The sequence below is a fragment of the Caballeronia sp. LjRoot34 genome, assembly GCF_964253815.1.
GTDB lineage: Bacteria > Pseudomonadota > Gammaproteobacteria > Burkholderiales > Burkholderiaceae > Caballeronia.
Genome location: NZ_CAXUSB020000001.1, coordinates 4,227,113 through 4,247,337 on the forward strand (window position 1 = coordinate 4,227,113; position 20,225 = coordinate 4,247,337).

Annotated in this window: 11 protein-coding genes; 6 read left to right on the top strand and 5 right to left on the bottom strand. The window is 60.6% G+C overall.

Going from position 1 to position 20,225, the window contains the following annotated elements; translation table 11 throughout:
- The first annotated feature begins 46 nt into the window (after positions 1-46).
- The 5 genes from gcvP (at position 47) to ACSQ36_RS19100 (ending at position 9,730) form a co-directional block, all read left to right on the top strand.
- Positions 47-2,974 (top strand): aminomethyl-transferring glycine dehydrogenase, encoded by a 2,928-nt coding sequence (gene gcvP / locus ACSQ36_RS19080; protein WP_436183010.1) that lies wholly within the window; start codon positions 47-49, stop codon positions 2,972-2,974.
- Positions 2,975-3,095: 121 nt separating this feature from the next.
- Positions 3,096-4,199, top strand: coding sequence for an alginate lyase family protein (locus ACSQ36_RS19085; RefSeq protein ID WP_213765002.1), 1,104 nt, complete (start codon positions 3,096-3,098; stop codon positions 4,197-4,199).
- Positions 4,200-4,229: 30 nt separating this feature from the next.
- Complete coding sequence (locus ACSQ36_RS19090; protein WP_436183011.1) at positions 4,230-5,618, top strand: L-serine ammonia-lyase; 1,389 nt, start codon at positions 4,230-4,232, stop codon at positions 5,616-5,618.
- Between the two features lie 619 nt (positions 5,619-6,237).
- A complete protein-coding gene (locus ACSQ36_RS19095; protein WP_436183012.1) occupies positions 6,238-7,944 on the top strand; it encodes a thiamine pyrophosphate-binding protein in 1,707 nt (568 codons plus the stop codon).
- 94 nt (positions 7,945-8,038) lie between these two features.
- Positions 8,039-9,730 carry an AMP-binding protein gene (locus ACSQ36_RS19100; protein WP_436183013.1) on the top strand — a complete coding sequence of 564 codons (1,692 nt, stop codon included), beginning with the start codon at positions 8,039-8,041 and terminating at the stop codon, positions 9,728-9,730.
- Positions 9,731-9,841: 111 nt separating this feature from the next.
- On the opposite strand, the gene ACSQ36_RS19105 is transcribed toward ACSQ36_RS19100, so the two are convergent.
- From ACSQ36_RS19105 to putA, 4 genes are all read right to left on the bottom strand, one after another.
- Positions 9,842-10,462 (bottom strand): DUF4276 family protein, encoded by a 621-nt coding sequence (locus ACSQ36_RS19105; RefSeq protein ID WP_436183014.1) that lies wholly within the window; start codon positions 10,460-10,462, stop codon positions 9,842-9,844.
- A gap of 1 nt (position 10,463) precedes the next feature.
- Positions 10,464-11,672 carry an AAA family ATPase gene (locus ACSQ36_RS19110; RefSeq protein ID WP_436183015.1) on the bottom strand — a complete coding sequence of 403 codons (1,209 nt, stop codon included), beginning with the start codon at positions 11,670-11,672 and terminating at the stop codon, positions 10,464-10,466.
- 173 nt (positions 11,673-11,845) lie between these two features.
- Positions 11,846-12,994 carry a branched-chain amino acid ABC transporter substrate-binding protein gene (locus ACSQ36_RS19115; RefSeq protein ID WP_213765008.1) on the bottom strand — a complete coding sequence of 383 codons (1,149 nt, stop codon included), beginning with the start codon at positions 12,992-12,994 and terminating at the stop codon, positions 11,846-11,848.
- 93 nt (positions 12,995-13,087) lie between these two features.
- Positions 13,088-17,020, bottom strand: a complete 3,933-nt coding sequence (putA, locus tag ACSQ36_RS19120) for a trifunctional transcriptional regulator/proline dehydrogenase/L-glutamate gamma-semialdehyde dehydrogenase (protein ID WP_436183016.1) — start codon at positions 17,018-17,020, stop codon at positions 13,088-13,090.
- 328 nt (positions 17,021-17,348) lie between these two features.
- Between putA and ACSQ36_RS19125 the strand changes: the two genes are divergently transcribed.
- Positions 17,349-17,531 carry a hypothetical protein gene (locus ACSQ36_RS19125; protein WP_213765142.1) on the top strand — a complete coding sequence of 61 codons (183 nt, stop codon included), beginning with the start codon at positions 17,349-17,351 and terminating at the stop codon, positions 17,529-17,531.
- A 60-nt stretch (positions 17,532-17,591) separates the two neighbouring features.
- Here ACSQ36_RS19125 and ACSQ36_RS19130 read toward each other — a convergent pair whose 3' ends face one another.
- Positions 17,592-19,859 carry a primosomal protein N' gene (locus ACSQ36_RS19130; RefSeq protein WP_436183017.1) on the bottom strand — a complete coding sequence of 756 codons (2,268 nt, stop codon included), beginning with the start codon at positions 19,857-19,859 and terminating at the stop codon, positions 17,592-17,594.
- Positions 19,860-20,225 lie beyond the last annotated feature (366 nt).

A 20,225-nucleotide genomic window follows, 5' to 3' on the forward strand; every position in this document is an offset into this window, starting at 1 on the left:
TGCGGCGTGCTTTTTATAAAAAGCCGCCGCACCAGCAGGAATTCTCATGAAGCTCGAACACCCGGACCGTCTGATGAATCGCTCATCCTTGTCCCTCGCCGCGCTCGAATGCCACGATGCGTTCGCCCAGCGGCACATTGGCCCGGATGCGGCCGACCAGCACGCCATGCTCGAAGCGCTTGGTTTCGCGTCGCGCGCGGCGTTCATCGACGCGGTGATTCCTACGGCCATTCGACGTCACGAAACGCTGCCGCTCGGCGCGTTCACGCAGCCGAAAAGCGAAGCGGAAGCGCTGGCGTCGTTGAGGAAACTCGCGGATCAGAACCTGGTGTTCAGGAACTATATTGGCCAGGGTTATTACGGCACGCACACGCCGGCGGTGATCCTGCGCAACGTACTTGAAAACCCGGCGTGGTACACGGCTTACACGCCGTATCAGCCGGAGATTTCGCAAGGGCGCCTGGAAGCGTTGCTCAATTTCCAGCAGATGATTGTCGACCTGACGGGTCTCGCGATTTCGAACGCATCATTGCTTGATGAAGCCACCGCCGCCGCCGAAGCCATGACGCTGCTGCAACGTGCGGGCAAGCCGAAATCGAACCTGTTTTATGTCGCCGACGACGTGCTGCCGCAGACTATCGAAGTCGTGCGCACGCGCGCAAAACCGGCTGGCATTGAAGTGAAAGTCGGTCCTGCCGCCGATGCCGCCACGGCCAACGCATTCGGCGTGCTGTTGCAATACCCGGGCGCGAATGGCGATGTGCATGACTATCGCGCGTTGACTGAAGCGGTGCACGCCGCCGGTGGTTTTGTAATCGCCGCCGCCGACTTGCTCGCGCTCACGCTGCTTACGCCGCCGGGCGAATGGGGCGCGGACGTGGCTATCGGTAATACGCAGCGCTTTGGCGTGCCGGTCGGTTTCGGCGGTCCGCACGCGGCGTACATGGCCGTACGCGATGACTTCAAGCGGCAAATGCCGGGCCGTCTGGTCGGCGTGACCGTCGATGCCCAAGGCAAGCACGCGCTGCGTCTCGCGCTGCAAACCCGTGAGCAACATATCCGCCGCGAAAAGGCGACATCGAATGTATGTACGGCGCAGGCGTTGCTCGCGATCATGGCCAGCATGTACGCCGTGTATCACGGGCCGCAGGGCCTGAAAACCATCGCGTTGCGCGTGAATCGCGTGGCGTCGATCTTCGCGGCCGGCGTGCAAAAACTCGGCTACACGCTCGCCAACGAGACCTTCTTCGATACCGTCACCATCGTCAGCGGCACGAATACCACGGCGCTGCATCAGGCGGCGTCGGCGGTGCATGTGAACCTGCGCCATATCGATACAACGCACGTAGGCGTTTCCGTCGATGAAACCACCACGCGCGACGACCTCCTGAAGCTCTTCGCGTTGTTCGCCGAAGTGGCAGGCAAGACGGAAACGTTCGATATCGACGCACTCGATGCAGACGCAAAAGTCTCGCTGCCGAAAGCACTCGAACGCACGAGCGAATACCTCACGCATCCGGTGTTCAACCGTCACCACTCCGAGCATGAAATGCTGCGCTACCTGCGCAGTCTGGCGGATAAGGATCTCGCGCTCGACCGCACGATGATCCCGCTCGGTTCGTGCACGATGAAGCTGAACGCGACGTCTGAAATGCTGCCCGTGACGTGGCCCGAATTCGCACAGATCCATCCGTTCGCGCCGGCTGAACAAACGGTGGGTTATCGCACGATGATCGATCAGCTCGAGCAAATGCTGGTTGCGTGTACCGGTTACGCGGCTGTATCGCTGCAACCTAACGCTGGCTCGCAAGGCGAGTACGCCGGCTTGCTGATCATCCACGCGTATCACGAATCGCGTGGCGAAGGACATCGGAACATTTGTCTGATTCCGTCGTCGGCGCACGGTACGAACCCGGCATCGGCGCAAATGGCCGGCATGCAGGTTGTGGTCGTTGCGTGCGATGAACAAGGCAATGTCGATATCGCCGACTTGAAGGCGAAAGCCGAAAAGCACGCTGCGAATTTGGCGGCGATCATGATCACGTATCCGTCCACGCACGGCGTGTTCGAAGCGAACGTGCGCGAAATCTGCGAGATCGTGCACGCGCATGGCGGTCAGGTTTACGTCGATGGCGCGAACATGAACGCAATGGTCGGCCTCACCGCGCCGGGCCAGTTCGGCGGCGATGTCTCGCACCTGAACCTGCACAAGACCTTCTGCATTCCGCATGGCGGCGGCGGACCGGGCGTGGGTCCGGTCGCGGTCGGCGCGCATTTGGCCAAGTTCTTGCCGAATCAGCATTCGACTGGCTACCAACGTGATGCAGCCGGGATTGGGGCGGTATCGTCGGCGCCTTATGGCTCAGCCGCCATCCTGCCGATCTCGTGGATGTACATCGCGATGATGGGTGCACAAGGCCTCACGAACGCCACCGAAAGCGCGATTCTCGCGGCGAACTATGTGGCGAAGCGGCTCGCGCCCCATTACCCCGTGCTGTACAGCGGCGCGGGTGGTCTGGTCGCGCACGAATGCATTCTCGATCTGCGTCCACTGAAAGAAACCAGCGGCATTTCCGTCGATGACGTCGCGAAACGCCTGATCGATTACGGTTTCCACGCACCGACCATGAGCTTCCCGGTACCGGGCACGCTGATGGTCGAGCCGACGGAATCGGAATCCAAGGAGGAACTGGATCGGTTTATCGATGCAATGATCGCCATTCGCGATGAAATTCGCGCGGTGGAGGAAGGCAAATCGGATCGCGAAGATAATCCGCTGAAGCACGCACCGCATACGGCAGCGGTTGTTGTCGCCGATGACTGGAGCCACGCCTACTCGCGTGAAACGGCGGCGTATCCGCTGACGTCTTTGATCGCGCGCAAGTACTGGCCGCCGGTTGGCCGCGCCGACAACGCCTACGGCGACCGCAATCTGTTCTGTTCGTGCATTCCGTTGTCCGAATACGGCGAATGAATGGACGCTAAATAAGCGCGCGTTTCAACTGTCCGGCTTTCCTGATAGCCGGACAGTTTTGCCGGAGTCACGCAACACCAGATACCATCTCACCCGAACCAAGCCAATCAGGGAGTTTTGCATGGCGCGACAGGTGCGAGTGGTGAGTAAAACGTGGCGTATTCCGGCGATGATCGCGGCCCTTGCAGCAACGGCATTGACCGCACAGAGCGCGTTCGCCGCAATGAATTTTTGCGCTGCGCCCGCGATGCAGAACAGTGAGCGCACGAACGCCGATCCGGGTGTGAAAGCACTGGTAAAAATGGTGCAGTCGCGGCTGAACGACCAGCCAAAAGCGCGGGCGACGCTTCATACAGAAGGCACGTTGCCGCATCAGGGCATTCGCGACGAAAGCGAAGAAGCGGAGAAGGATCTCGACTTGATGCGCGATGCCGCGCTTGCGTGGCGCGCGACCGGCAACGAAGCGTATTTGCGTCTTGTCGACCGGTTTTTATTCGCGTGGGTCACGACGTATCAGCCGAGTTTTAATCCTATCGATGAAACGAATTTCGAGTCGCTGATCCTCGCCTACGACCTGACCGCGAGCGCATTGCCGGTAAAAACGCGGAATGCGTCGAATGCGTTCATCGCGAAGATGGTGACGGGATATGTAGCGGATATCGATAAACAAAAGCGTCCATTGACCGGCACGTATCGAAACAACTGGCAGAGTCACCGGATCAAGTTGATCGCGATGGGCGCGTTCACTATCGATGACCGCAAGTTGATTAACGCGGCGCAGCGTCTGTATGTGGAGCATATTGGGGACAACATTGCGCCGGACGGTTCGACCGTCGATTTCGCCGAACGCGACGCGCTGCATTACGTCACTTACGACCTGCAGCCGCTGGTCACGGCCGCGCTCGCCGCGCGTCGTCATAACCGCAACTGGCTGAGCGAGCGCGCGCAGTCGGGTGCGACCCTCGCCGCCGCGCTGAACTGGCTCACGCCCTATGCGCTCGGCACGCGCACCCACGAGGAATTTGTTCGTTCGAGCGTGCCCTTCGATGCCACCCGCCGCGAGGCCGGCCTGCCCGGTTATTCGGGTACGTGGGATCCGAAACACGCGGCCGAATTGTTTCATCTATCGGCGCGGCTCGACGGGCGTTACACGCCCATTTCGCTGCGCCTGGCGCCTACGCCGCCGGCCTGGCTCGCGGTTTGTTTGCCGTTGCCGGCACGATGATTTTTTAGCACGACCTTTGCAGGAGCAGTCATGGCAGTCAGCGTTTTCGATCTTTTCAAAATCGGCATCGGTCCGTCGAGTTCGCATACGGTCGGGCCGATGCGCGCCGCCCTGATGTTCGTGCAAGGGCTCGAACGCGATGGGCTGCTGGACGCCACGGCGACCGTGAAATGCGAGTTGTACGGCTCGCTCGGCGCAACCGGCAAGGGTCACGGTACGGATCGCGGCGTGATGCTCGGCTTGATGGGCGATGCGCCGGATACGGTGGATGCCGGCACGATCAGCACGCGTCTTGAGACCGTCCGCGCGACGAAAAAGCTCCTGCTGCTGGGTCGTCATGAGATTCCGTTTGTGTTGAAGGAACACATTGTTTTTCTGCGGCAGGCGCTGGCTGAGCATCCGAACGGCATGAAACTCCACGCCTTCGATGCCAACGGCGTGTCATTGCGCGACTCGACCTATCTCTCGGTCGGCGGCGGTTTTGTGGTGACGGCGGGGGCATCGAATGTGAAGGTGCTGACCGCTATTGAACAGTTGCCGTACGCGTTCCAGTCCGGCGATGAATTGCTTGCGCTGTGCCGTGAAACGGGGAAATCCGTGGCGCAATTGATGTGGGAAAACGAGCGCGTGTGGCGTAGCGAAGACGAGATTCGTTCGGGATTGCTGCGCATTTGGGACGTGATGCAATCGTGCGTGAAGCGCGGTTGCGGAATCGATAACCCCGACGCCGATGGTTGCCTGCCCGGTCCTTTCCAGGTGAAGCGGCGCGCGCCGGTGTTGTATCGGGCGCTGGTTGATAAGCCAGAGCAGGCGTTGCGCGATCCGCTTTCCATGATCGACTGGATCAATCTTTACGCCATTGCGGTGAATGAGGAAAACGCAGTGGGCGGGCGCGTGGTGACGGCGCCGACCAATGGCGCGGCCGGGATTATTCCGGCGGTGCTGCATTACTACGATAGGTTCATGCCTGGGTCGAATGCGCAGGGCGTGATTGATTTCTTGCTGACAGCGGCGGCTATCGGGATTCTGTACAAGATGAACGCTTCCATTTCGGGTGCCGAGGTCGGGTGTCAGGGCGAAGTAGGGGTTGCGTGTTCGATGGCGGCGGCCGGGTTGGCGGCGGTCATGGGCGGAACGGCGACGCAGGTCGAGAACGCTGCCGAGATTGGGATGGAGCATAACCTCGGGCTGACCTGCGATCCGGTTGGCGGGATGGTGCAGATTCCGTGCATCGAACGTAATGCAATGGGGTCGATGAAAGCGGTGAACGCTGCGCGCATGGCAATGCGCGGGGATGGCAGTCATTACGTGTCGCTCGATTCCGTTATCAAAACGATGATGCAAACCGGGGCCGATATGAAAACCAAATATAAGGAGACGTCGCGGGGTGGGTTGGCGGTGAATATCGTCGAGTGTTAGTTTGTTCGCACCGGTGGACGGGGTTTTGGGCCGAGCGGGGTTTTGGGGCGGTGGTTGGGGTCTATGCCGGGGTGGTGCTTTTGGCGTTAGTGGTCGGGGTCGGTGCCGGGTTGGTGCTTTCGGTGTTAGCGGTCGGGGTCAATGCCCGGTTGCTGCTTTCAGTGTTAGCGGTCTGCGAGAGTCGGATTTTCTCTTTATCACTATTAGCCACTGTGCGTGGCGGCACGTCATTTCTTTGTCCAAAGCGACAAAGAAACGAAGCAAAGAAAACGCTTTCAAACCGCGCTACCCTAAGTGTCCACAGCGTGCAGTTTTCATTCATAGGTGCCCCAAAAGCACGGTGCTCGCCAGAGCCACCGATGTGTGAAACCCTCCTTCTCCGAACACCGATACCCACACGCTTCGCCACCAGTGATTGAACCTGCCCAAGGTTCACCCCGCGCTATCCGCGGAGAACCGACCATCAATATGCGCCCGCTCCGTCCATATCCCTCGAAAAATCGTAGCCAGAACAGAACCAGCGAAACCCCTCCCTAGCGCCGGCGCCCCGCTCAAGCGTAAGCTATGAAATCCAATGCCCATCGCCGTCCGCGCGAAACCTTCCGGGAGATTTCATCGCATGACATCTGCTGTCTCGTCCCCCAATACCCCTCCGACCACCGGCGCTCGCCTGGTCGTCGATGCACTCCTGACCCACGGCGTTGAACGCGTCTTCTGCGTTCCCGGTGAAAGCTTCCTCGCCATCCTCGATTCCCTCCACGACGAAACCAGCCGCATCCAGACCATCGTCTGCCGCCACGAAGCCGCAGCGGCAAACATGGCGGAAGCGATCGGCAAACTGACCGGGCGCCCCGGCGTGGCACTAGTCACCCGCGGCCCAGGCGCCACGCATGCCTCCATCGGCGTCCACACGGCATTCCAGGATTCCACGCCCATGATCCTGCTGATCGGCCAATGCGCACGCGAACACATGGACCGCGAGGCCTTCCAGGAAATCGACTACCGCCGCATGTTCGGGCAAATGGCGAAGTGGGTCGCCCAAATCGACGATCCACGCCGTATCCCCGAATATCTGAGCCATGCATTCCACATCGCAACCTCCGGCCGGCCAGGCCCCGTCGTGCTGGCGTTGCCGGAAGACGTGCTGAGCGACGCGTGCGAGGCCGTGCCCGGTGCGCCGCGTTATCAACGTGTGGCAGCCTCGCCGGCACCCTCGCAGATCGCGCGTTTGAACGAGATGCTCGCGGCATCGGAGAGACCCTTTGTCATTGCTGGCGGCAGCGGCTGGACGCCCGAAGCCACGGCGGATTTCGCGCGTTTCGTGGAGGCGTGGCAATTGCCCGTCGGCTGCGCCTTCCGGTTCCAGGACACGCTGAACAATAACCATCCGAACTATGCCGGCGATGTCGGCCTCGGGATCAATCCCGCCCTCGCCGCACGCATCCGCGATGCCGATTTGCTCCTGGTCCTCGGTCCCCGAATGGGCGAGTCGACAACCGGCGGTTACACGCTGCTCGATATCCCCAAGACGAAACAAACGCTGATCCACGTGCACCAAGGCGCGGAAGAACTCGGGCGCGTGTATTCGGCGGATCTGCCGATCGTTTCAGGCATGCCGGAGATGGTGTCAGCGCTCGTGGCACTCAAACCGCCCGCGGTCATCCCGTGGAGCGGCGCTATTGAAGCAGCGCATGACGCGTATCTCGCGTGGCGCAAGCCCCGGCCCATGCTCGGCGATGTCCAGCTCGGCGAGATCATGGAACAACTCAGCGAACACCTTCCCGCCGACGCCATCGTGACGAACGGTGCCGGAAATTATGCGACGTGGCTGCATCGGCACTATGCGTATCGGCATTTCCGCTCGCAGGTCGCGCCGACAAGCGGCGCGATGGGTTATGGCGTGCCCGCAGCGATCGCGGCGAAGTCGCTGTATCCGGACCGGGTCGTGGTCGCATTTGCGGGCGACGGATGTTTCATGATGTCGAGCCAGGAGTTGGCCACGGCCATGCAGTACAAGCTCGCAGTGATATTCGTAGTGGTGAACAACCAGCAATACGGCACGATCCGCATGCATCAGGAACGCCACTATCCGAACCGCGTGCACGGCACGGCGCTCACGAACCCCGACTTCGTGGCCTACGCGCGCGCATTCGGAGCGCATGGAGAACGGGTGGAATCGACGGCGCAATTCATGCCCGCATTCGAGCGCGCGATGAAAACAAATTTGCCGTCAGTGATAGAAATAAGGATTCCGAAAGATGCGAGTACCCCGGCGGCAACCTTGGATCAGGTAAGGCAACAAGGGGAAAAGTTGCGGCAGAAGTGACCGCCCGCCACGCACCGTGACGGCCACGGACACTCACAAAAGAGCCAGATCAAGGCTCACGCGAAAGCGAACAAAATCAAGGAGACGCAAGACCATGGCATCGCAAGCATTTCTGCAGGCAAGAGACTTTCTGCTGCGTCATCGCGACGACTACGCCACCGCGTACAAAGACTTCGCGTGGCCCGAACTGACGGAGTTCAACTGGGCACTCGACTGGTTCGATGAATACGCACGCAACAATCTCGATCCGGCGCTGTGGGTGGTCGAGGAGAACGGAGACGAGACGAAGCTCTCGTTTGCGGAGTTATCGGCGAGATCGAATCAGTTGGCCAACTGGTTGAGGCAGCAAGGCGTCGAGCGAGGCGACCGGATCTTGCTGATGCTGCCAAATCAGCCGGCGCTTTGGGAAACCATGCTCGCCGCGATGAAGCTCGGCGCCGTCACCATTCCCGCGACCATGTTGCTAACGCCGGCGGACATCGCCGACCGCATGACGCGCGGCGAAGTGAAGCATATGATCGTGGCATCGAGTGAAACCGCGAAGTTCGATTCCATCGATAAAACCAAAACCCGCATAGCGGTCGCCATTCCGCAGAGCGCTACGTTGCCCGAAGGCTGGCTGAATTTCGCCGATGCCTTCAACGAAAGCCCCTCGTTCGAGCCTGAAGGCAGGACGCTCGCGACCGATCCGCTGCTGCTGTATTTCACGAGCGGTACCACGAGCCGCCCGAAGCTCGTGCTGCACAGCCATCAGAGCTATCCGGTTGGGCACTTGTCGACCATGTACTGGATCGGCCTGAAACCCGGCGATGTCCATCTCAACATCAGTTCGCCCGGCTGGGCAAAACATGCGTGGAGTTGTGTCTTCGCCCCGTGGAATGCGGGCGCGACGGTCTTCATCCACAACACGTCGCGCTTCAGCGCGAAGGCCACGCTGGAGGCGCTCGTCAAGCACCAGATCACCACGCTGTGCGCGCCGCCGACCGTCTGGCGCATGATGATCCAGGAGGATTTATCGGCGTATAAGGTGCACTTGCGCGAGGTTGTCGGCGCGGGTGAGCCGTTGAATCCCGAGATTATCGAGCGCGTGAAAAAAGCCTGGAACCTCACGTTACGCGATGGTTTCGGCCAGACCGAAACCACGGCGCTGATAGCGAATTCGCCGAGTCAACCGATGAAGCCGGGATCGATGGGCAGGCCGTTGCCCGGTTATCGCACCACGCTCCTCGATCACGACGACAACCCCGCCAAGGAAGGCGAACTCGCGTTGATCCTCGACCCCAAGCCGCTGGGTTTGATGGACGGTTACGTGGATGATCCATCGAAGTCGCAGCAAGCGATGCGCGGCGGTCATTATCGTACGGGCGATGTGGCGTCCATCGACGACGACGGTTACTTTACCTACGTAGGCCGCGCCGACGATGTCTTCAAGGCATCGGATTACCGCATCAGTCCGTTCGAGCTGGAGAGCGTGCTGATCGAACATCCGGCGGTGGGCGAAGCGGCGGTGGTTCCGAGTCCGGATCCGCTGCGTTTATCGGTACCGAAAGCGTTCGTCGCGTTGCGCAACGGATATGAACCGACGAAGGAAACCGCCGGTGAAATCCTGAAGTTCGCCGCGCAGAAACTGGCGGCGTACAAGCGCATTCGACGTATCGAGTTCTATGAATTGCCGAAGACCATCTCGGGCAAGATTCGTCGCGTAGAACTAAGGAAAACCGAAGAAGCGCGAGGCAGCGATGCACGCCGGGAGAATGAATACTGGGAAGAGGATTTCGCGGGATGAATGCGACTGGCCGGAGGTTGTGTCTGGCAACTTCCGGCTGGAGCGATAGCACCGTTCCCGTGTGAAGCATTCCTTTGCTCCGTCGCGACAATACCAATGCGTGTGACGGCGCTACACCGCTTTACCAGGTTGCCGCCCAACCTGTGCAACGCAAGCACTCCAGTCCTCGCAAAGTTTTCTGAAGGAGCGGCTTCGCGTGTGAGCAAACTCCATGTCGAAAGCACTTGTGAACTTAGGTTGGTCCAGGGTTTCGTGATAACCCTGGCCGCCCATCCGATCGGCGAGCCAGCCTTTGGCGTTTCTCAAGGTTTCGCTGTTGGCCGGTGCTGCGTCCGGCGAATCCCAACTGAAATTCCGACATCCGACTAACGAGCGTGCGGCCGCCATGAACCACGCTTCGAACTCCCGATTCGCAAGGACGACGCTAACGCATCGGTGAGGTATGACCTCGCGCGCCCTCCGTCGAATCTCCTCCGCCATCTCAACGGGGCAATCGTCGTCGGCATCGAGCAGAATCAAGATCCAGCCGTTGTCGGTGCACTTTTTTGCCGCAAGCAAGAGGATTCGATTGAACTCATCGACGCGTCGAATGAACTTATCCCGATGAACCCGGATGGGCGGTTCAACGGTGGTGAACGCTTCCGGCGTGAGCCAACTACCTAGTCGCCGCAGAAGGATCGGTAATGCCTGTACTTCCCCGTCCCCTTCGACGATCGAGACCACGCGCGTCATGTCAATTGCCCTCGCCAAAAAGATCAGGCTGTCCTTGCCTGGATGCCTGATTTTCGACGATGGTGGGATCGGGGCCCAATTGATTCAGGCGCAACAACTCGCCGGCTGAAAAAAGATGCTCCCTCATTGTCTCTCTCGATGCTACGTCAAGAGGAGCGATGTACGTCTGTCCTGCCGTGGACGCGACAGCAAGAATGGCGTCCTCGGAAATTTCGAAATCATCGAGGAGATCCGGGCTATGGCTGGTGACGATAATCTGACTCTGTCCAGAAGCGCGTTTTAATGCTTCGCGAAGAGCCGCCGCGGCAGCTGGATGTAACGCGGTCTCCGGCTCTTCAATGCCGATCAGGGACGGTGCGTAGTCCACGTTCCTCTGGAATAACGCGGTTAGTACGCCGAGCGCTCGCAGGGTGCCGTCCGACATGTTGTGTGCTAGAAAGCGCCACGGATGCTTGACGCCTGCCATATCTTGTCGAAATTCCAACGATTCCGCCGGACCAACCGAAACACGCGCCACGCCATGGACCATTGGAACGACGGCACGCAGATACTCTTGAATGAGCTGCATTGAAGCCGGCGATGCGCGTTCCAGATGTCCAATGACGCTTGCGATATTCTCTCCCGATGGCTTGAGCAAACGTCCATCTTGAGGCTTTTGCAGCTCACGAATGACCTTCGGGTTCAAGTTATAAAACCCCATGGACGTGAGCCCTTCATAAACTGGGCGGAATGCCTCAAGTCCGGATGCACCGACCAACGCTAATCTATCGCTGCTCACGACCGGGAAAGTTGCTTCGCTTGTGTGAGTCAGTTTGCCGTGTTCTAACCGGAAGAAAGGTCCCTTGGCGATTTCACCCAAAACGCACTCTTCTTTTCGTATCTCGAACGCCCCATTCGCCAACGCCCCCACTTCAAACGCGTATCTGCCTTTCTGTCCCGCCCGCAAAGTGAACTCGAGTCGAATTCCAAAATGCGTCGGATGACCGGCGGAACGCCTTCTTACTTCATTCAGTCCACCACGTTCGCTGATTGCGTTGTCCAGGGAACCGGTCAACGCATCGCGTACTAAATGCAACGCGTCCAGAAAGTTGCTTTTGCCAGAACCATTCGCGCCCACCAAGAAAGTCAACGGACCCAAAGCCACATCGCAAGCAGCAATGCTCTTGTAGTTCCGCAGCACAACGCGACTCAGGAAAATTGTGGATGACATCTGGTGGTTGATCCGGTTCGCACGACGATGGCGACAGTGTATTCGCTTGTGATCTTGAAAGACCTGCACACATTCTAGCGTTCGAACGCTCCTCTACTGTGAAAAAGCCCCGCAGCGCGAAGCGCGTACGGGGCTTTTCATAACTTCGCATCCTCACAACATCAAACTGAACCTTACTTGCCGCCCACGCTTTGCAGCGTCGTCCACTTGCCGTCGACGACCTTGTACAACGTGATCCCGCCGTTCTTCAAATCGCCCTTCGAGTCATACGCGAGCGCCTTCGACGTCACGCCCGGCATGTCGGTTTTAGCGAGCACCGGCAGGTACTTTGCCGGGTCCGTCGAGTTGGCGGTCTTCATCGCCGTGAACATGGCCATTGCGCCGTCGTACGCGTACGGCGAGTACGTTTGCACGTCTTCGTTAAACCGCGCCTTGTACTTCGTAACGTAAGCCGCGCCACCCGGCATTTCATCGAGAGGCAAACCAGCCAGCGATGCCACCGTGCCGTCAGCCGCATTGCCGGCGATCTTCAGGAACGTATCGGTCTTGACCATTTCGCCCGCCATCAACGGCGCGCGCAGGCCCAGCGTCTTCATCTGCTTGACCATCGGGCCAGCTTGAGAATCGGCGCCGCCGTAGTACACGAGGTCCGGATTCAACGACTTGATCTTCGTCAGAATGGCCTTGAAGTCGACAGCCTTGTCGTTCGCGTATTCGCGATCCACGATCGTTGCGCCCGATGCCTTCGCAGCCTTCTCGAACTGGTCGGCGAGACCCTGACCATAAGCCGTGCGGTCATCGACGATCGCAATCTTCTTCATCTTCAGCGTCTTCACCGCGAACTCACCGGCTACCGATCCTTGCTGCGTATCGGAAGTCATCATGCGGAACGCGGTCTTGTAACCTTGCGTCGTGTATTCCGGCGCGGTCGCCATCGCGATTTCGGGAATGCCGGCGTTCGCGTAAATGCGCGAAGCGGGGATCGTCGTGCCCGAGTTGAAGTGACCGAGCATGCCCTTGACGTTGTCGTCGACAAGTTTTTGAGCCACCGTCGTGCCGGTGCGCGGGTCAGCCTGGTCATCAGCGGAATCGAGCACGATGCGAATAGGCTTGCCGCCGATCACAGGCTTGGTCGCGTTGAAATCTTCAACCGCGAGCACCACGCCATTCTGGAAATCCTTGCCGTAGTGCGCTTGCGCGCCGGTCATCGGGCCGGCGAATCCTACCTTCACGTCCTCAGCCGTTTGCGCCTGAGCCGTTGCCGCGAGCGACAGTCCAGCAACACACATCGCTGCTGCCAGCTTCTTCATCGTGTAATCCATAACTCTCCTGATTCTCTGGTAGATGGCAGCGTGTGCCGGGATCGCCGTGCCTGCTGCCGTTTGTTTGAGCCAACCCGCCGTGCTGAATACAGCTCAGCCGATCGTCATCAAATTCGCATTGCCGCCCGCGGCCGCCGTGTTCACGCTCACCGAGCGTTCCGTCAGCAACCGTTCGAGCGCATATTCCTGCTCGCCGTCGTGCGCGTCGTCGGCGAATGCTCCCGCCGGCACGCCCTGCACCGAGACGATCGGTCCCGGGCGTTTCGCGACGTCCTTCACCAAGGCCATCAATTCGTCGCTGTCGCCTTCGAACAAAACCGCATCGAAGGCCGCGTCCTGGCTCTTGCTCGTCGATGCATACGCCTTGATCGACGCCGGCAACGCCGCTACGAGTTGTTCACCCGCCGCACCGGAAAACAGCGCTTTGTTGCCCGTGGCGAGCACGGCGGCGAGTTGCGCGCGCGCGCCGCTTGCCGTCGATGCCACGCACAACACCGTGCCGCGTGCGCCGAGCGTGTAGGTGTTGCGCTCGCCGGTCGGACCGGCCAAAACCGCGGTCGCGCCGGCCATCACGTGTTGCAGATGGCCTTCGCAACGTGCCGCCGTTTGCGGATCGCGCTCGGCGATCGCCCAGTCGCGCAACGCGGTCAGCGCAGCCGGCGTTTCGTTCGCAGCCGTCTGATCCACGATCAACGCGCTTTCCAGCGATTTCGGCAAGCCCGTCGGACGCTTGGCGAGGAGCCGCTGCAAATACAGCGCGCCGCCTGCTTTCGGTCCCGTGCCCGACAAGCCTTCGCCGCCGAACGGCTGCACACCGACAACCGCGCCAATCACGTTCCGGTTCACGTAGATGTTGCCCACGTGCGCCCGGCTGACGACGTGCGCGATGGTTTCATCGATACGCGTATGGATGCCCAGCGTCAGCCCGTAACCCGTCGCCTTGATTTGGTCGAGCAGTTTATCAAGATGCGCCCGGCGATACCGCACTACGTGAAGTACCGGACCGAAGACCTCGCGCTTCAACTCGTCGATGGAATCAAGTTCGATCAGCGTCGGCGGGACGAATGTGCCTTGTGCGCAGCCATCGGGCATGGGCAACTGCACGACGTTGCGGCCCTTCTCGCGCATCGCGGCAATGTGGGCGTCGATGCTCTGCTTCGCTTCGGCATCGATCACCGGGCCGACATCGGTGGAAAGGCGGTCGGGATTGCCCATCGCGAGTTGCCGCATCGCGCCGGTGAGCATTTCGAGCGTGCGATCCGCGATGTCGTCCTGCAGGCACAACACGCGCAGCGCCGAACAGCGTTGACCGGCGGAATCGAAGGACGATTGCAGCACGTCCGCGACCACTTGCTCGGCCAGCGCCGACGAATCGACGATCATCGGGTTCTGTCCGCCCGTCTCCGCAATCAGCGGAATCGGCCGGCCGTCCGGGTCGAGCCGTTCGGACAGGGTCTTGTTGATCAGGCGCGCGACTTCCGTCGAACCGGTGAACATCACGGCACGCGTGCGCGGATCGGCGACCAGCGCCGCACCCACGGTTTCACCGTTGCCCGGCAGCAATTGCACCGCGCCCGGCGGCACGCCGGCTTCGCGCAGGATGCGCACGGCTTGCGCTGCGATCAGCGGCGTCTGTTCGGCCGGTTTCGCGAGCACCGGATTACCGGCAGCGAGTGCTGCGGCCACTTGTCCCATGAAGATCGCGAGCGGGAAGTTCCACGGGCTGATGCAAACCACGGGGCCGAGCGGACGGTGGGTATCGTTGGAAAACTCGCTGCGGATCTGCGCCGAGTAATACCGCAGGAAATCGATAGCCTCACGAATCTCCGACACCGCATTCGCCAGCGATTTACCCGCTTCGCGCACGACGAGACCCATCAGCGTATGCATCTGTGCTTCGAGCAGATCGGCTGCGCGAGCAAGGCAATCGGCACGTTCATCAACGGGCGTCGATTGCCAGATCGGCGCTGCGGCAACGGCGTTACTCAGAGCGAGAGCAACTTGTTCGGATGTAGCCTCAACTACGGTTCCAACCAGGTCACGCAAGTCGGCGGGGTTACGAACGTCCCGTGCGACGCCTTCCACCACATCAGCGGCTTCGAGCATTGGAGCCGCGCGCCACGGATGATTCGCGCTCGCCAGCAACGCCGATGACAACGACGCCAGCCGATGCTCATTCGACAAATCGAAGCCCATCGAATTGAGGCGCTCGTTGCCGTACAACTGACGCGGCAACGCGATTTTTGCGTGCGGCAGACCGAGCGGCGTGAGCTTGGACGCTTCATCGATAGGGTCCTGCACGAGCTCGCTGACCGGAATCGCTTTATCAGCGATACGGTTCACAAACGACGTATTCGCGCCGTTCTCAAGCAAGCGGCGCACGAGATACGCGAGCAGCGTTTCGTGCGTGCCAACGGGCGCATAGACGCGACACGGCCGGTTGAGCTTGTCGCGTCCGGTGACTTCTTCGTACAGCGGTTCGCCCATGCCGTGCAGGCACTGGAACTCGTACTGCCCGGGGTAATAGTTCCCCCCGGCGAGGTGATAAATAGCCGACAGCGTGAACGCGTTGTGCGTGGCGAATTGCGGATAAACGGCATCGGGCGCGCTGAGCAGTTTTTTCGCGCAGGCCACGTACGAGATGTCCGTATAGATCTTGCGCGTATAGACCGGATAGCCTTCGAGGCCATCCACTTGCGCGCGCTTGATTTCCGAATCCCAGTAAGCGCCTTTAACCAGCCGAACCATGATCCGATGACGGCTGCGACGCGCCAGATCGATCAAATAATCGATAACAAACGGGCAGCGCTTTTGATAAGCCTGCACCACGAAACCGATGCCGTTCCAGCCGGCCAGTTCCGGATCGAAGCACAGCGCTTCGAGCAGATCGAGCGAAATTTCAAGCCGGTCGGCTTCTTCCGCATCGATGTTCAAGCCGATGTCGTAACGGCGCGCGAGCAGCGCCAGCGCTTTCACGCGCGGCAACAACTCGGTCATCGTGCGTTCCTGTTGCGAGCGCGAGTAACGCGGATGCAGCGCGGACAGCTTGATGGAAATCCCCGGGCCTTCGTAAATGCCCCGCGATCCGGCCGCCTTGCCAATCGCGTGAATCGCCTGCTCGTACGACGCGTAATAGCGAACCGCGTCTTCTTCGGTCGTGGCTGCTTCGCCGAGCATGTCGTAGGAATAGCGGAAACCGCGCGCCTCGAACTTACGGCTGTTAGCCAGCGCTTCCGAAATCGTCTCGCCCGTGACGAATTGCTCGCCCATCAGACGCATGGCCATATCGACGCCCTTGCGGATCAGCGGTTCACCGCCGCGCCCGATCAAACGCGTCAACGCCGACGACAACCCCGCTTCGCTATTCGTCGTCACCAGCTTGCCGGTGATCATCAGGCCCCACGTCGCCGCGTTCACGAACAGCGACGGCGCCTGGCCCATGTGCGAGCGCCAGTCGCCCTTGCTGACCTTGTCGCGGATCAGCGCGTCGCGGGTGGCGCGATCGGGAATGCGCAGCAAGGCTTCCGCGAGACACATCAGCGCGACGCCTTCCTGGCTGGACAGCGAAAACTCATGGATCAGCCCTTCGACGCCGCCGCCCGTCTGTTTCTTGCGCAGCGCTTCGACGAGCTTCGTCGCCATGGCATTCGTTTCGGCGGCGACGTTGGCCGACAACCGCGCCTGTCCGATCAGAAACGGCACGCACTCCGGTTCCGGCCGCCGGTACGCGGCCGTGATCGCGGCGCGCAGCACCGATTGCGGTTGCACGTTCTGAGCGAAATCGAGAAAGGGATGCGGCGCGCCGTCCTCTTCCGAGTCGGCGTGCGCAGACGGTTCCAGCGTATCGGCCGAACCGATTGCACCGGACAGTTCAGGTGGCAACTGTCCATGTTCGATGCGTTCGAGATACGCGAAGATGGCTTGCTTGATGAGCCAGTGCGGCGTGCGTTCGAGCCGCGTGGCAGCGTCTCTAAGACGGGTACGCAGCAGATCGTCGACTTTAACGCCCAGGGTGGTGCTCGCCATATATCCTTCCTTGCCGGAATCGGACCGGCGATAGCTTGAAAAGTGGCCGAATCGTAACCCGCTCATAAAAAAGGTGCAACCAACTTTTCGAGACGGGTTGCACCTTTATTAAATCGGTAGAAATTCCTTTGGGAACAAGGGATTACGGGTAATTGAGGATGGCCGTGTGGGCTGGACGTGCTCTAGGATTTCGCGTTTGATAATTTTTCTTGAGCCACCCCTAAGTAATCGCTGCCTGGTGCCGATAAGAACTGGTACGGCCATATCAGCGATGAAACTTTGCGGCCGTCTTACCATGCAGCCGCGCGGTTTCGGGGGAGAAGAGGATATGAGCACCTGGACGATTTTTTTCAGCATTTGGGCGATGTGCGCGCTGTGCGTGGTGTTGTTCATCCGCGGCGCGCATCCGCACGTCGAGCGTCCTGAGAGCGACCGCGACAGCGGGAATGACATGACGGTCGGCGGCCTGACGGTTGCGCGCGTGCAAGGCGCGGACCGCGGCAATAGCTGAAGAACGAGCAGAGGCGCCGGGCAACGCGAGGCTAAAACCCACTTACCGACGCAAGCGAAACTAGATATCGAGTGGATCGACCTCGACATTCCATCGGATCACGCCTTTTACCTTGAGGCTGCGTAACGCCGGCTGCCAGGCCCGCAACGCATTCTGCAACACGGCCCGCGACGCGCATTCCAACAACAATTGCGCGCGGTGCACGTTAAACACCTTCACGATGGTCAGCGGCACCGCGTCGTACACGGTCACGCGTTCGGCGCCGGCCAGCGCCGCGAACTCCGCCGCCGCAGCCCCCAGAAAGTCCAGCGCGGCCTCGAGCGTGCGTCCTTCGGCGCGAAGCATCGCCTGATAGACGAACGGCGGCAAATGCGCGTCACGGCGCTCGGCTAGCGTGGAATTGGCAAACCCAACGTAGTCGTGCCGCGCCAGCGCGTGATAAAGCGCATGCCGCGCATAGCGCGTCTGGATCATCACTTCGCCCGGCAAACCGGCGCGCCCGGCCCGACCGCTAACCTGCATCAGTTGAGCGAAAAGCCGCTCGCTGGCCCGGAAATCGTGGGAAAAAAGCGCGGTATCGGCATTGAGCACGCCGACCAGCGTCACGCGCTGAAAGTCGTGCCCCTTTGCGATCATCTGCGTGCCGACGAGGATATCGACCTCGCCCGCGTGGACATCGGAGAAAAGGGCTTGCGCGCTGCCCTTGCGCCGCGTGCTGTCGGCATCGATACGTAGAACCCTCGCTCCCGGCACAGCCGTCGCAAGCGTTTCTTCGACGCGCTGCGTGCCGCGACCCATCGGCGCGATATCCACATTGCCGCAGTCCGGGCACGACTTAGGAATGCGCGATTCCCAGCCGCAATGGTGGCAACGCAACGCGCGCTCCGGCTTGTGAAGCACGACGTAGGCACTGCATCGCGGACAGCCGGCGACCCAGCCGCACGCGTCGCACGAAAGGATGGGCGCGTAACCGCGCCGGTTGAGGAACACGAGGCTTTGCTCGCCGCGTTCCAGGCGCGTTTTCATCGCGGCGATCAGCGGCCCCGACAAGCCCTCCACGGACGCCCGACCGCGCTGCCGTTCCTCTTCCAGGTCAATCAGCCGGACGCTTGGCAGAACCGCCGTCGCCACGGCTCGGCGCGTGAGCGTGAGCTTGGTGTATCGGCCCTGCTCGGCTTGCCACCAGCTTTCGAGCGATGGCGTCGCCGACCCCAGCACCACCGGAATTTCCAACTTGTTCGCCCGATAAACCGCGAGATCCCGCGCCGAATAGCGCAAGCCTTCCTGCTGCTTGTAAGCGGGATCGTGTTCCTCATCGACCACAATCAGCGCCAGCTTCGGTAACGACGCCAGCACCGCCAGCCGCGTCCCGAGCACGAGCCGCGCGCGGCCCGTGTGCGCCGCGAGCCAGTTGCGTGCGCGCTCGCCTTCGGCCAGCCCGCTATGCATCGTCACGATGGCGCCCTCCGGCAGCGCGGCGAAACGCGTGCGGAAAGCGGCTTCGAATTGCGGCGTGAGATTGATTTCCGGGACGAGCACGAGCGCTTGCGCGTCAGGGCGCGAACCAAGTAAATGGGCCAGTGCGTGGAGATAGACCTCGGTTTTGCCGCTGCCGGTTACGCCGTGGAGCAAGAACGCGGCGAAACCTTTCGCGCCGGTTATTGCATCGACGGCATCGGATTGCTCTGCGGTCAATTGCGGCAAAAGCGCGTCGGCGGCGTGCAGCGCGGCCTTTTCAACCGCGGGCGCCAGCCCAATGTCCTGCTCCGGCACATCACCGGTTTCCAGCGCGACCCATCCGCGCATCTGCCATTCATCGAGCGTGGCGCGCGCTTTCGGATGCAGCGCGCGGGCCTCGGCAGCGGGTAACGTGGGATTGGCAGCGAGGGCATCGGCGAGACGGCGCAGCGCGGTGGCGCGCGCCGGCAACGCATCGGGCAAACTCGCGCGCCCTTCCGGCATCAACCGATACCGCTCCTCCGGCGCGAGCAATTTCGCCCAGCGCGAGGCGTCGCGCAGAACCTGCGGCAGCGCGGGCAACGCCACTTCGCCCAGACCGCGCTGGTAATACTCGGCCGCGAACAGCGTCAGCGCACGCCATTCGTCGGCAAGCGGCGCGAGCGTGCTGCAAATAGCGGCCACATCACGCAGCTTGTCCACCGGCACGTCGGTGTGATCCGTGACCTCGCAAATCAGGCCGACCGCATCGCGACGTCCGAACGGAATCCGTACCAGCATGCCGGGCAGCGGCATGGGGGCCAGATCGTATCGATAGTCGAAAAGCGTCGGTAGAGGATGGTCCAGCGCGACGCGGACAAAGACGCTCAATTGTTCCACCGGCCGCAAGCCACGCCTGAGCAACCGTTCCACCTGAACATTTGACTGTGCGGGGCGTAGTTAAAGTGAAACATCACAATCGACGCTAAGCTGTGGATTATTTTTGAGATTTCGAAGCTTTCCACAGGCCTGTGGATAACTTTGTTGAGAACTTTGATTGACACGGACAAAAAGTGGCGATCTCGCTCGTTGTGTGCGGTAGCCCACATTCCGGGTTGATCTCGAATTTCTCTTATTAATCATGTATTTGAAGACACAAAACATGCCCTCATCATGGCGTTTGGGTCTGAATTGAAGATGGCGCGCCGCAACGTACAAAATGTGCATAAGTCAACTCTTGACATTGGCGGAACGGCC

Excerpts from the sequence above, each read along its gene's own strand:
- gcvP (WP_436183010.1), top strand. The coding sequence starts at position 47 with ATGAAGCTCGAACACCCGGACCGTCTGATGAATCGCTCATCCTTGTCC.
- ACSQ36_RS19085 (WP_213765002.1), top strand. The coding sequence starts at position 3,096 with ATGGCGCGACAGGTGCGAGTGGTGAGTAAAACGTGGCGTATTCCGGCG.
- ACSQ36_RS19090 (WP_436183011.1), top strand. The coding sequence starts at position 4,230 with ATGGCAGTCAGCGTTTTCGATCTTTTCAAAATCGGCATCGGTCCGTCG.
- ACSQ36_RS19095 (WP_436183012.1), top strand. The coding sequence starts at position 6,238 with ATGACATCTGCTGTCTCGTCCCCCAATACCCCTCCGACCACCGGCGCT.
- ACSQ36_RS19100 (WP_436183013.1), top strand. The coding sequence starts at position 8,039 with ATGGCATCGCAAGCATTTCTGCAGGCAAGAGACTTTCTGCTGCGTCAT.
- ACSQ36_RS19105 (WP_436183014.1), bottom strand. The coding sequence starts at position 10,462 with ATGACGCGCGTGGTCTCGATCGTCGAAGGGGACGGGGAAGTACAGGCA.
- ACSQ36_RS19110 (WP_436183015.1), bottom strand. The coding sequence starts at position 11,672 with ATGTCATCCACAATTTTCCTGAGTCGCGTTGTGCTGCGGAACTACAAG.
- ACSQ36_RS19115 (WP_213765008.1), bottom strand. The coding sequence starts at position 12,994 with ATGGATTACACGATGAAGAAGCTGGCAGCAGCGATGTGTGTTGCTGGA.
- putA (WP_436183016.1), bottom strand. The coding sequence starts at position 17,020 with ATGGCGAGCACCACCCTGGGCGTTAAAGTCGACGATCTGCTGCGTACC.
- ACSQ36_RS19125 (WP_213765142.1), top strand. The coding sequence starts at position 17,349 with ATGAGCACCTGGACGATTTTTTTCAGCATTTGGGCGATGTGCGCGCTG.